11 protein-coding genes are annotated in these 13,362 nt (G+C 58.9%); all 11 read right to left on the bottom strand.

Translation table 11 applies throughout. From position 1 onward, the window contains the following. Window positions 1–25 precede the first annotated feature (25 nt). Window positions 26–1,939, bottom strand: a complete 1,914-nt coding sequence (locus ACR0LX_RS10895; RefSeq protein ID WP_480783747.1) for a family 1 glycosylhydrolase — start codon at window positions 1,937–1,939, stop codon at window positions 26–28. A gap of 86 nt (window positions 1,940–2,025) precedes the next feature. Then, the gene (locus ACR0LX_RS10890) at window positions 2,026–3,945 is read right to left on the bottom strand and encodes a beta-galactosidase (RefSeq protein WP_480783746.1); all 1,920 of its coding nucleotides are present in this window, start codon (window positions 3,943–3,945) and stop codon (window positions 2,026–2,028) included. Beyond that, window positions 3,942–4,802 carry an SMP-30/gluconolactonase/LRE family protein gene (locus tag ACR0LX_RS10885; RefSeq protein WP_480783745.1) on the bottom strand — a complete coding sequence of 287 codons (861 nt, stop codon included), beginning with the start codon at window positions 4,800–4,802 and terminating at the stop codon, window positions 3,942–3,944. The genes ACR0LX_RS10890 and ACR0LX_RS10885 overlap by 4 nt, the downstream gene beginning before the upstream one ends. Beyond that, window positions 4,799–5,404, bottom strand: a complete 606-nt coding sequence (locus ACR0LX_RS10880) for a 2-dehydro-3-deoxy-6-phosphogalactonate aldolase (RefSeq protein WP_480783744.1) — start codon at window positions 5,402–5,404, stop codon at window positions 4,799–4,801. Before ACR0LX_RS10880 ends, ACR0LX_RS10885 begins: the two co-directional genes overlap by 4 nt. Then, window positions 5,401–6,294: a 2-dehydro-3-deoxygalactonokinase gene (locus ACR0LX_RS10875; RefSeq protein WP_480783743.1), complete on the bottom strand. Its 894-nt coding sequence runs from the start codon at window positions 6,292–6,294 to the stop codon at window positions 5,401–5,403. The genes ACR0LX_RS10880 and ACR0LX_RS10875 overlap by 4 nt, the downstream gene beginning before the upstream one ends. 4 nt (window positions 6,295–6,298) lie before the next feature. After that, entirely contained in the window at window positions 6,299–7,066 is a 768-nt protein-coding gene (locus ACR0LX_RS10870) for an SDR family NAD(P)-dependent oxidoreductase (RefSeq protein ID WP_480783742.1), read from the bottom strand. After that, a complete protein-coding gene (locus ACR0LX_RS10865) occupies window positions 7,066–8,772 on the bottom strand; it encodes an IlvD/Edd family dehydratase (RefSeq protein ID WP_480783741.1) in 1,707 nt (568 codons plus the stop codon). Before ACR0LX_RS10865 ends, ACR0LX_RS10870 begins: the two co-directional genes overlap by 1 nt. 59 nt (window positions 8,773–8,831) lie before the next feature. Beyond that, entirely contained in the window at window positions 8,832–10,172 is a 1,341-nt protein-coding gene (gene melA / locus ACR0LX_RS10860; RefSeq protein ID WP_480783740.1) for an alpha-galactosidase, read from the bottom strand. Then, entirely contained in the window at window positions 10,169–11,017 is an 849-nt protein-coding gene (locus ACR0LX_RS10855) for a carbohydrate ABC transporter permease (RefSeq protein ID WP_480783739.1), read from the bottom strand. The genes melA and ACR0LX_RS10855 overlap by 4 nt, the downstream gene beginning before the upstream one ends. A gap of 1 nt (window position 11,018) precedes the next feature. Next, on the bottom strand, window positions 11,019–11,945 hold the full coding sequence (locus tag ACR0LX_RS10850) for a carbohydrate ABC transporter permease (protein WP_480783738.1): 927 nt from the start codon (window positions 11,943–11,945) through the stop codon (window positions 11,019–11,021). Between the two features lie 94 nt (window positions 11,946–12,039). Continuing rightward, window positions 12,040–13,299: an ABC transporter substrate-binding protein gene (locus tag ACR0LX_RS10845; RefSeq protein ID WP_480573673.1), complete on the bottom strand. Its 1,260-nt coding sequence runs from the start codon at window positions 13,297–13,299 to the stop codon at window positions 12,040–12,042. Between the last annotated feature and the right edge of the window lie 63 nt (window positions 13,300–13,362).

Genomic DNA, 13,362 nt, shown 5'->3' with positions numbered 1-13,362 from the left:
GATGGGGTTCCTTTACAGGCAAAGATCATCGTGCAAGCGCATTCTTGCAGAAATTGTTAGCGCCAACAATGCCGAATTCATCCATCTCGGACACGTACAGGTTCATGCTTTGCCGCAAATCGTCGAACCGGCCACCTGCGTTGAATGCAGTCAGGAAATCCTGCCCGAACAGCCATCGATTTTTCTCGGCAACGCCCCCCAGCAGAAAGACGCCGCCGGACGGGATAAGGGCAACGGCAAGGTCCCCCATAATTGCGCCGAGATGTTCGGTAAACATGCGGGCCGCCTTGACGGCGACAGCGTCGTTTCCATCGCGAGCATCTTGCAGGATGTCCTTGGCTGTCCGCGCAGGCGTATCCGGTTGACCTCCGGCCATGCCGATCGCCTGGTAGAGGATCGGCAGTCCAGTTCCACTCAGGAACATTTCGGCCTCGATCGCGAGGCTGTCGGCAAAAAAACATTCGGGGGCAATACGGCGCGCAGCGTCGAACACGTCAACTTCGTCCCGATGGCGCGGAGACAGACCCATATGCCCGCCCTCGCCCGAGGCGGTGTGGTAATGCCCCTCGGAATAAAGCAGCGCTCCGACACCCAGACCGGTGCCGGGGCCTACGACCAACCTGGTTCCCGGCGGCGGGGTTTCCGCGCCCTGCAGAACCGTGACGTCCTTGGCGGTAACGTCAGCCACCGACCATGCCGCAGCGGTGAAGTCGTTGATTACGAATGAACGTTTCGCCCCGGTCGCGCTGGCGAGCGTATCTTCCGACAGCGCCAACGGCGCGTTGGTCAACTGAATGACGCCATCGCGCAGCGGACCTGCCCCTGCTGCCACAACCGCCTGCGGGTCGGTGCCGACCGCCTCGCGTACGCTGTGCAACGCCGCGCGAAAGTCGTCCAGCTTGCCTGTCGGGAATTTGTGCAGCTCGTCCAAGGTTCCGTTTGTCACAACGCCCAGACGCGTATTGGTGCCGCCCACATCCGCAACCATGTTCCAATGCGCATGCAGCGCATTCGATGATGCAACCCATGGGGTGGGCTGTTTTTCTGCCGAAAGCAGTCTTTGAAACGGCGCAGGGGCCGCGCCGGACGCGCACGCAAACAGCCCATTTACCGGAACACCTGTTTTGAGGGCCGATTGGAGGCCATCTATCACGGTGCCGACGCCTTCCTCTGTTTCCACGTCACCAAGAACATACAAAGGAGTTTCCTTGGTGTGGTCTCGCTGCAGGCAAGACAATAGCTCTGAAAATTCGACAATTCCTTGTTGCGAAACATCCAAAAGACACCAGTCGACAGGTTCGCAGATCGTTTCGAAGTCGCTTTGCCATTGGTCCGGTAGGTGCGGCTTGAACGTCGTCAGCAGGTCGTCTTGGTAGCGACCGCAAAAATGAGCGTTGAAAAGGGTGATAGCCGCGGGTCCGTCAAACTGAATATCCAGGCCGAGATCGGCCATGCCGTAACTGCGCATAGCACCAATCGCCGTGCCGGTCGCCAGAAGGTGGTGGTGCAGGCTGCGTACCACGACACGCATGTCCGGGTTATCAGCGGTCGGTTCGCCGGCAGGCCAGAAGCGCGTTCTTGGCGCTGCGCTGAAAAGCCGGTCGCCGATATGTGCGATGACCGTCTCGGCAAAATCCGCGTACCAATGTGCGATATCGCGATTGCGCCAACCGCCCAGGTCCGCCAGTTCGGCAGGCAGGGTCGACGAATCCAGTGCAGCACAGGGTCGCAATCCGTGATCCAGCAGCGTATCGGTCATACGCTTGTAATGATCCAACCCAGCAGAATCCGGCTCGCCGCGACCGTGCGGCAAGACCATTTGCCAGTGAACCGGGAACCGAAACGCATCAAGCCCACCGGTCAGAGACATAGGGCCGGGGTCATCCGCCGAGATGCCAAATATGAACGAATCCGGAAAGTCGGAACGGGTATAAGTCATGTGCGCAACCTGTTGTGGCCAAGACCGGCTGCCCGCCCTCTAGCAGCTTATGTTAGCGGTATCAATTTCTTTGTCAGCTGTCCGATTCAGGCGGGACGAGACGAATCTTGCGCAAGGATCGCGACATCGCAACCGTTTATGACATGCCCGTTCCATTCCACCGCATCGGCGTTGTAGTTGATCAGGAACACGTGGTCCGCAGTTTCGCGCTGCCGCAGACCTTTGGGCATCACATGTAGTGTGACACCCGTTTCACGGGCGGCCATCGCAACGATCCGGTCCCACAAATCGTCATCCGGGAAGCCGGCAAGGTACCAAAGGCCATCACCAGCACGCAGTACTGAGGTGCCGTCCTCAAACGACAGCACATCCGGCGCGCTACCTGATACACGTTCCACCCAATGCTGCGCTGCACCGCCGCCAATCACAGGTCTTTTGATCTGCGGCGGCAGCGTTTCGATCAGATCCACTTCGCAATCCAGACCGGGCAGGCCGGGGCGGCCCTGTTCAGGTATCTGAAAATCCGGCGTGATCGCTCCGGCACGCGGGCCAAATACTGCAAGTCGCGCGCCATTTTTGATCTTGGCAGCGACGTCGTCCCCAAGCGTGGCCAGCCCCGGCGCGAGGATCAGATCGTAGCCGTCTTTCGGAACATCGGTTGCGGACACAAAGTCCACGGATAGCCCGGCACGGCGCAACGCCCGGTAGGCCGAGAACACCAGTCGGAAATAGTCGAAACCTGCCCCCTGCGGCTGGGTGGTCCACGCCCAGTCCGAGGCGTAGTCGAATACAATCGCCACCCGAGCCCGCGTCTGTACCACGTTCCCCAATCCTGCCAGATCATCCGCCGTTTGACGTGCTTCGGTCAGCCCGGGGGCAGCGCGGTTGTCTGGTGTCAGCAACCCTGCATGCATCTGCTCTTGTGCCATTGGCGCTTGCCGCCAGCGGAAATAGCTGACCACCTCGGCGCCGTGGGCTACAGCCTCAAGCGACCAGAGCCTGACCATTCCGGGCAGGGGGGCAGGGTTGTAAGGGGCCCAGTTCACCGGTCCCGGCTGTTGTTCCATCACCCACCAGCGCCCACGACCAACGGCGCGGTACAGGTCATGGTGGAACGCCTGCATGTCTGGGTCGCCCTGTTGCAGATAGGTGGTTTTGTGCGTCTGCTCGGCCTCGATACGGTCCGACAGGAAGCCGATGGGATAGCTGTCCCACGTGGCGATATCCAGATCGGCACCCATCGCGAAATGATCGAACTCCAACACCCGGCCCATGTAATTGTGCAGCAAAGGCGCGTCCGTCAGTCCGCGCAATTCGTCAACCTGCGCCTTGTTGAACGCCACGACCTGATCCGAGCTGAACCGGCGAAACGCAAGCGCGTGCGCGGGGTTGGCTTCGGTCACAGTCTGGTTCGGCAGCTCGATTTGCTCGAAACTGTTGTAGTCCATCGACCAGAACACATTGCCCCAGGCATTGTTCAAGGCCTCGACGGACCCGTATAGTCGCGCGAGCCAAAGCCGGAAGGCATTTAGCGCCGCGGCGCTGTAGCTGATCGTCGTGTCGTGGCAGCCATATTCGTTATCGATCTGCCACGCCGCGACATGCGGGTTCCCGCCATAGCGTTCACCCATGATGCGCGTGATGCGTTGGCATTCCCGGATATATCCGGCATGGCTAAAGCAATAGTGACGCCGCGACCCAAATTTGCGCGGATGTCCTTGCGCATCACGGGCCAGCATGTCCGGATGCTTGTCCAGCATCCAGCGCGGAGGCGTCGCGGTAGGCGTTCCCATGACAATCTTGAGGCCTGCCGCACCCAGAGTTTCGACGGCCCGGTCCAGCCAGTCGAATTGCAAATGACCCGGTTCCGGCTCCATCCGGCTCCAGGCGAATTCAGCGATGCGAACCCAAGTCAGGCCAGTCTCAACCATGCGTGCGGCGTCGTCCGCCCACATCGCCTCGGGCCAATGCTCCGGGTAGTAACAGCAGCCAAGTTCCGGCTTCATAGGATTACTCTGTGTTCCGCCTGACCCTGCCCCGCGTTTGGCGCGGCAAAGGTCATACCGTTGGAAGGGTTTATATTGATCTCGTCGGCACTCAGCCCCTCACGGGCCGTTGTGCAGAACAGAGTGGTCAGGTCTTCGCCGCCAAATCCCGGGCATGATGTATGCTGCGCCGGTATCGAAATCGCGCGCTGAAACTGCCCGGTCGCATTATAGACAGCGACCCGCGCCGCGCCCCATTGAGCGATCCAGATATTGCCATCGGCGTCAACAACTGCTCCATCCGGGTTCAGACCATCGGCCCGAAGATCCAGAAAGACCCGGGCGTCCCCTTCGGGCCAACCGGTCTGAGCATTCAAATCCCAGCGCATGACTTGTTTCGTGGTGGTATCACAGAAATAGGCGCAGGATTTGTCAGGTGCGAAGCAGATCGCGTTCGATATCGTCACGTCCGGCACCAATTGGCGCAATTCGCCACGCCAATAGCGGTAAATCGCACCGGCACCTGGCTCGGCCTGCTTGCCCATCGTGCCGATCCAGAACCCGCCCCAAGGGTCCGCGCGCCCATCGTTTGAGCGGGTGGTGGGATTATCCGCTTCTAGTCCGACAACCCAATCTTTCTGACCAGAGTCCAGCGCAAACCGCCACAACCCGGTCTCAGACGCGATCAGCAGGGTCTCACGATCAACCCATCCGGCGGCCGAGACATGTTCGTCGAAATCCCAGCTTTTGGCTGCCGCGTTTTCACGGGTCATCAACCGTTTGCCGTTGATGTCGAACCAAAAAAGCTGCCGCCGCTCCGGGTGCCACAGCGGCCCCTCTCCCAGAAGGCAGGGGCGGTCATCATAGATCTCGGTCATCCGGTAGCCTGATCATAGGAAGCTACGATTTTCTGCGCGCGGTCAGAGATTTCAGTGATCGTCATGCCCGGTTTGAACAGCGCGGACCCGATGCCGAACCCATCCGCTCCGGCGCTGATCCATTGTCCGAAATTGTCGGGTCCTGCACCGCCCACCGCGTAGACGCGGGTCCCGACGGGCAAAACAGGGCGCAACGCGGCCACTCCGGCCGGGCCGGCCATGACACCTGGGAACAGCTTCAACCCTGTCGCACCAGCGCCTAGGGCTGCAAAGGCCTCGGTTGGGGTGTAGACACCCGGCCAGCTTTCCAGGCCCAAGGCAACCGTGCGCGCGATGACAGCGGTATCGCAGTTTGGTGAAACGATCAGTTTCCCCCCCACGCCCGCGACCGCGTCAACTTGATCCGTGCTCAGCACCGTGCCGGCACCGATCAGGGCTTGTTCACCGAAGGCATTGGTCAGAATTCCGATGCTTTCCAAAGGGTCGGGAGAGTTCAGCGGGACTTCGATTTTTTCGATGCCTGCGTCGATCAGAATACGACCAACGGCCTCGGCTTCTGATGGATGCAGACCGCGCAGAATTGCAATGATGGGACGGCTCATGCGGTTTCTCTTGTCAGGTTCCGGGCTTGCAACAGACCAGATAGGGTCGATTGGGCGGCGTCTGCGGTTTCGACAAACGCCCCCTGCTGTTCCAGCGCCGTTGCATAAATTTGGGCCAGCGTGTCGGCCCCGATGATCGCTATTTGCTGGCCCAGCCAATAGGCACGCGTGGCGGCCAGTTCGGCCCCGATCAGCATGCCGGATAGACGAGCCCTGGCAATCCCTGAATCCTGTGCATTCAGCAAATCGGCCGCCCGCAATCCAAACAGACGCGCCGCGAGCTGTTCCGGCTTGGACAACGTGTCATTCGCCGCCTCGGCAAAGGCAGTCTGATCCCAGCCGTCGCCGACCGAATGTTTCAGCACCGATTGCCCGCGCAGCAACTCGAACAGTTCACCCGTCATGAAGGTCCGGAAACTGACGACCTCTCCGGCGCTGACTTGTACCCATTTGGTATGGGTACCGGGCAGGCAGAGCACGCCGTCCCAGTTCGGTCGCGTACGCAGAAATCCGGCGATCTGCGTTTCCTCGCCGCGCATGACGTCGGGCGGGTCCAGTTGCTTCAGACCGGGAACGACGAAAGCCCGTATGCGGGGGTGGGTGCTTGGCACGCGAACGGGCGCCGCAGGAACCGGGGCCGAGGGAACGGCTGCGTAAGGTGCTTCGACCCAGCCTTGTCGCGCGCCGACCATGCCGCAGGCGACGACATCCACCGGCGCGGTGTCCAGCCAACCCTCGATAAGGTCCAGCAACGCAGATTGGAATTCGCCTTTGGCGATCCGCGCCATGCCGTTATCTGACTGCGCCTGGTCCAGCACGGTGTCCGACCGCATGGCCCAGGCCCGCAGATGGGATGTTCCCCAGTCGACAGCGATCCATTCTGCTTTCATCGTTTCACCCCGTCGTCACAACGCCGCCATCGACCACCATGCACTGACCGGTCATTGCGCGACTGGCCACGGATGCCAGAAATAGGGTCGGTGCGATCATGTCTTCGGGCGTCAGGTGTTCCTTTAGGCATTGACGGTCCATATGCGCTGCCAGATCTTCGGGCGTCGCCCATTTGTCCAGCTGTTTCTGCGTCAGCACCCAGCCCGGGGCCAGGGCGTTCACTCGGATATTCCGTGGCCCCAGTTCGCGGGCCAAAGACCGCGTCATCCCGGTGATTCCGGCGTTCGACGTGGTGTATATCGGATATCCTGCATTGCCCATCATATAGCTGATTGAGCTGAAGTTGATGATCGAACCGCCTGCGTCCTGCATCTGGCGCGCGGCTTCCTGACAGGCGAAATAGTAGGCTTTGAGATTAACCTCGATCATCCAGTCCCAGAACTCGGGTGTGGTGTCGGAAAGCTCATGCCGCTTGTCATTGGCTGCGTTGTTCACAAGCACCTTGATGGGGCCATTGGCTTCGGCTGCTTTGGCCATGGTGGCGTGTAACAGCTCGGTATCGGTGATGTCGCCCTGCAAAAACAGCGGTTCGCGGCCATGCTTGTCCCGCATTTCGGCAACAAAAGCACTGGCATCCGACCGGCCAATGAAGGCGACATTGGCACCCTGGGACAAAAAACCGTCGGTCAGCGACGCGCCAACCCCGGATCCACCGCCGGTAATGAAGACGGACGCGCCGTTCAGGTCGTTGAATGTGGCGGGTTGGTCCATCAGTGGCTCTCTCTGGTGACGAGGCGGGTGTCTTTGCCCACAAGAAAATCCAGGTCCGCGCCCTGATCGGCCTGAAGAACGTGATCGATATAGAGCTTTGCGTACCCACGAGTGTAATGCGGGGCATCCGGTTGCCACGTAGCGCGGCGGGCGTCCAGTTCTTTTTTGTCGACCAGCAGTTCCATCTCGCCTTTGCTGGCTGAAATGCGAATGCGGTCCCCGGTCTTGACCAGCGCGAGTGGCCCACCGGCCTGCGCTTCGGGGCTGACATGCAGGATGACAGTGCCAAAGGCGGTGCCTGACATACGTGCATCAGAAACACGGATCATGTCGCGTACTCCGTCTTTGACCAGCTTGGCTGGGATCGGCATATTGCCGACCTCGGGCATGCCCGGGTAACCTTTGGGGCCGCAGCCTTTGAGAACAAGGATGGTCTCGGGCGTCACCGGCAGATCTTCGCGGTCGATATTGGCCTTCAGGTCTTCGATGTTTTCAAAAACATAAGCCTCGGCTTCGGTTTCCAGCAATTCATCCGTCGCTGCCGAGGGTTTCACGATAGCCCCGTTCGGGGCCAGGTTGCCGCGCAGAACGCGCAGACCAGCAGCGGGTTTAACGGGCGCGTCAAAGCTGTGGATGACCTCGCGGTTATAACATTCAGCCCCTTCGAAGTGGGCCGCGATATCCTTGTTCAGCACCGTTTTTGCAGGGCGCAGGAAAGGTTTGAGCTCCTTCAGCACCGCAGGCACGCCGCCTGCGTAGCAGAAATCTTCCATCAGATATTTTCCCGAAGGCATACAGTTGACCAGCAGCGGGATTTCCGAACCGATCTCGAAATCCTTGAGTGTCAGATCCACGCCCACCCGGCCAGCCAGTGCCAGCAAATGTACCACAGCGTTGGTCGATCCTCCCACGGCGGCGTTGGCCAGAATGGCATTTTCGAATGCTTCTTTGGTCAGAATATCCGAAGGTTTGAGGTCTTCGTCCACCATCTCGACAATCCGCTTGCCGGTCAGATGCGCCAGGGCCATGCGGCGAGCGTCGACCGCAGGCAGCGCCGCGTTAGTGGGCAGGCTCATGCCCATCGCCTCGACCAGTGAGGCCATCGTGGACGCGGTGCCCATGGTCATGCAGACGCCTGCGCTGCGTGACATGCCGGATTCCGCGTTCATGAAATCCTGAAGGGTCATCTCTCCGGCGCGGACCTCTTCCGAGAACTTCCAGACATCCGTGCCCGAGCCGATATCCTTGCCTTTGAATTTGCCGTTCAGCATCGGGCCGGAACTGACCACGATCGAGGGCAAATCGACCGAGGCCGCGCCCATCAATTGCCCCGGAGTGGTCTTGTCACAGCCACCCAGCAACACGACCCCGTCAATGCCATAGGCGCGGATGGATTCCTCGACATCCATGGCAAGCAGGTTGCGGAACAGCATCGCGGTGGGCTTCATCTGCGTTTCGCCCAGCGACATGACGGGGAATTCGACCGGGAACCCTCCGGCCTCCCACACGCCGCGCTTCACGCCCTCGGCCAGATCGCGCAGGCCCGAGTTGCAGGGGGTCAGTTCCGACCAGGTGTTGCATATGCCGATGATGGGGCGTCCATCGAATGCGTGATCAGGAAAGCCCTGGTTTTTCATCCACGACCGGTGGATGAACCCGTCCTTGTCGAGTTTTCCGTACCAATGCTGAGAGCGGCGTTTCGTCATGTTCTGGTGTGGCTTTTTGTGGCTGAAGTTGGAATTGAGTATTTTCGAAAAGATGAAGATCAGGCGGCGCGGGCCGGGCGGCACCAGTCAGGCAGCCAGTCGGAATGGGCGGTCAGCAAGTCGCTGACAAGGCTGCGGATCTGACGCAGGTCCAACTCGGCAGCCGTATGCGGGTCCATCATTGCGGCGTGGTAGATATGCTCGGGGTTCTGATCGACCAGAGCGCGCACCGTCAACTCCTGCACGTTGATCTGTGTGCGCATCAGTGCAACCAGTTGCGGCGGAATGTCTGTGACGACCGACGGTTGCACACCATTGGAATCCACCAGACAAGGGGTTTCGACCGCAGCGCCTAAGGGCAGCTGCGGAATCTGACCGGTGTTTGGCAGATTGCCATAGGCCGTATAGGCTGTGTCGGTGACAATGGCGTTCATCAGATCTGCTGCGAATTCGTGGCTGCGAATGACCTCGATATCGCGGCCGTCGGTCAGTGTTTTTGCCTGCTCTTTCCAGTTGGCAACCTGCTCGATGCAGCGTTGCGGATACTCATCGAGTGGGATCGAAAACTGCTCAATCAGGTCTTGCCGCCCGTCCTTGATGAACCAGGGAACGTATTCCGCAAAATGTTCGGAGCTTTCGGTGCAGAAATAGCCCAGATGGTCCATGACCTCATAACGCACCTTGTTGGGGCAGCGCGGCATCAGCAGTGGAGCCTTTGGCAGCCTGCCGCTGGCATAGCCCTGACGCAGAGCAGGGTAGAGGTCGCGCCCCTGATGTTCCAGGCGCAGGAAGAATGCCACGTGGTTTACGCCCGCAACCCGATAGCGAATGTCCGCTTTGGGCAAATCCAGATCATGCGCCAGTTCCTCGACCGTGTTCTGCACCGAATGGCAAAGGCCCACGTGCTTCAGGGTCGGGAAACGTTCAGCCAATGCCCAGGTGTTAATGGCCATCGGATTGACGTATTGCAGCAGAGTGGCATTCGGGCATAGCTGCATCATGTCATTCGCGACATCCCACAGAACTGGGACGGTACGCAGACCGCGCATGATGCCGCCAATGCCCAACGTGTCGGCAATGGTTTGACGCAGACCGTATTGTTTGGGGATTTCGAAATCCGCGACCGTGCAAGGTTCGTACCCGCCGACCTGGAATGCGGTGATGACGAAATCTGCGCCGTCCAACGCAGCGCGGCGGTCTGTATGCGTGGACACCGTTGCGCCGGTCCCGACCGAACGGATCATTGCCTTTGCGACCGCCTCGCTTTCACCGAGGCGCTGCGGGTCGATATCCATCAGGGCGAAATGGCTGTTGGCCAGGGCAGGGGTCAGCAGGGCGTCGCCCACGATGTTCTGCATGAAGATCGTGGAACCAGCCCCAACGAATGCAATTTTTGTCATTTTACCGCTCCGAGGGTCAGACCCGCGATGAAGTGTTTCTGCATCAGAAAGAACATGGCCACCGGCGGCAGCGCCGCAACGATGGAACCGGCACTCATCAACTGATAGGCGGCGCGGAACTGCGCATTAAAGCTGGTGATCCCCGCGGTGACGGGCTGGCTTTCAGCGCCTTGTGTCAGGACCACGGCCCAGAAATAGTCGTTCCAGATGAAGGTGAAGATCAGCACGCTGAGCGCAGCGATGGCAGGCTTCATCAGCGGTAGAACCACGTACCAGAATATGCGCCATTCGCTGATACCCTCGACCCGCGCAGCCTCGATCAGCTCGAATGGAAGCGCTCGGATGAAGTTGCGCATGAACAGCGTGCAGAATCCGGTCTGAAAGGCGATGTGGAACAGCACGAGGCCGGTCTTGGTGTTGTAGAGACCCAGTTCCAGCGTCAGGTCGCGCACCGGGACCATCAGGATCTGGAAAGGTACAAAATTCCCCGCGACGAACATGAAGAAGATCCAGAGGTTCGATTTGAACTTGTAGATGCCGAGCGCGAAGCCGGTCATGCAGCTCAGCGCGACACATCCGATCACTGTCGGGACAGTGATCAGGAACGAATTCAGCAGATAACGCGGCATATCCGAGTTGAAGAAGACCTGTCCATAGTTGAACGCGCCTTCAAAGCTCGAGGGCATGCCCCAGTAGTTGGCGTTGGTGAAATCCGCTGCAGGTTTGACCGAGAACAGCGCCACCGCAAGCAGCGGCCCGAGCCACAGCAGCAGCGCAAGAGGCAGCATGGCCTGATAGGTGATCTGTGCTGCGCGGGGTTGTTTTTCGATGGGTCTGGGAAACATCTTAGTGCCCCTTCTCTTCGCGGTACATCGACCACAGGAAATAGGCGATGAAACAGAGCATGATCAGGAACAGGATCACGGCGATGGCAGCACCGTATCCCATGCGGAAGCCATATTCGGACAGCGCCACCTCGAACATGTAGTAGGCCAGGACGCGGGACGATCCAAATGGGCCACCTTGGGTCATGATCGAGATCAGGTCAAAGCTGCGCAAGGCACCAATGATGGTGACGACAAAGGCGATGAACGTGGCGGGGCGCAGTTGCGGAAGGATGATGAACCACAGCATCTTTGCGCCTTTTGCGCCATCCAGACGTCCGGCCTCAATCTGTTCGGGGTCCACTGCGTTCAGGCCGGTCAGATACAGGATCATGCAATAAGCCGTCTGCGGCCATAAGCCTGCGAAAATGATGCCATAGGTCACGAACCTCTCGTCACCCAGCACGTTCAGAGGGCCCATGCCGAACAGGCCGAGGAATTCATTCAATAGGCCGAAGGTTGGGTCGTAGAACCAGGTGAAGACAAGCCCGACGACAACCTGAGAGATGACAAAGGGAAAGAAAAACAGTGACTTGTAGAGTCGGATTCCCCAAACCGTCTGGTTCAGGAACAAGGCGATGAACAGTCCCCCTGGAATTGCGAGGAGGTAAAGGATCAGCCAGATCAGATTGTTTTTGAGCGAGATATAGAACGCATCCCGATCGACCCATTCCCAATAGAGGTCTTCGTAGTTGCGAAAGCCCACATATTCGGCAGCTCCAAGCCCATCCCATTCATAGAGGGACAGGTTGAAAGACTGAAATAGGGGCAAAATGACATATACGAAAAAGAACAGCAGACCGGGGGCCAGAAACAACCACGGCGCGATACGCTGTTGGTTTCTGTGGAACCAGCTTTCCTGTTCGGGGGCGTCTGCGGCTACGGTCATCGGAGTTCTCGGCTCTGGTTGAAGCAAGGCGGACAGTCGTCCGCCTTACGATTTGCAAAGGTGTAGGCCGGGCTTCAGCCCGGCCATACCCTGATCAGTTGTCGTAGATACGCTCACGAGCGCGGTCTAGTTTGGCCAGAATCCGGTCCAGATTGTCCGGCTTGACCATGAATTCCTGGAAACCTTCCATCGAAACTTTGGCCATTTCCGCTGGTGCGTCGCGGTCCCAGAACTGGGCAACACCGCCAGGGCTGTTTGAAGACAGCATCTCAAACCCTTGGACTAGGAACTTGTCATCATCGACTGAGGATTGTGCATTCACTGGCAGTTGCCCGAGGTTCGCGCCGTTATTGATTTCGGTCTGCTCCTCTGCGGAAACCACATGGCGCAAAAATTCGCGCGCGGCTTCTTTGTTCGATGCGTTCGCAGGGATGTGGAACGTATCGGTCGGTGCATCTTCGGCCAGCTCAACGTCCGGGTTAATCGCGACGAACTGGTAGAAGTCCAGTTGGTCGTCAGTCAGTCCCGCCTCGCGCAGCGGCGCAACAGCGAAGTTGCCCAACAATATCGCAGCGGCATCTCCCCGTACGATAAGGGGCAGCGATTCCTGCCAACTGCGCGCCGTATGGTCATCAGGGAAGGCACCCATATCGACCAATTGTCTCCAGTTGGCAAAGGTCTGCTTTACACGATCATCTTCCCAGCTAACCTCACCGTTGGCCAGCTGGTTGTGAAAGTCGTACCCGTTGGTGCGCATGTTGAGATAGTCGAACCAGCCTCCGGCGGTCCAATAGTTCCGCGTCCCAATTGTATAACATGTACGCCCGGAATCGACGATCTTCTGGCAGTTCGCCAGTTCTTCTTCCCAGGTTGTTGGCTCGGATAGACCCAGTTCGTCAAAGATGTCTTTGCGGTAGTACACACCCCACTGATAGTAGGTATAGGGCACACCCCACTGCTTACCGTCGAGGGTCATCGCACCCTTGGTGGAGGCCAAGTTTTCGGCGATCTCCGGCTCGGTCCAAAGATCGGAAACGTCCTCGAACAAACCGGCTTCAACATAGGGCTTCATGCGGTTGGCTGCGTACCAGTTCGCAACATCCGGCGTGTCCGCCGTCAGAAAATTGCGGATTTGGGTCTTGTAGGCCTCGCGGTCGATCACGGTGGTTTCGATCTCCAGACCCGGGTGCTTTTGCTGGAACCGTTCGATCATCGCTTCCATCGTCGCGCGCGGCGCCGGGTTGGATGTATCGAGGAATATTCGCAGCTCGCCGGTCAATTCAGCGGCCACGGGCGCAGCAAGTGCGACGCTGGCCGCCAGAGCGGCGGCAGTACGTTTGAACATGGAATGCATGGTTTCCTCCCTTAGCTTCCATTTTCTTTTTAAGGTTCCAAATAATGAAACCAAGTTTTATAT

The sequence above is a fragment of the Ruegeria sp. CH11 genome, assembly GCF_056537105.1.
Note: the sequence above shows the minus strand (reverse complement) of the source record. Positions and strands in the feature narration are given on the sequence as shown.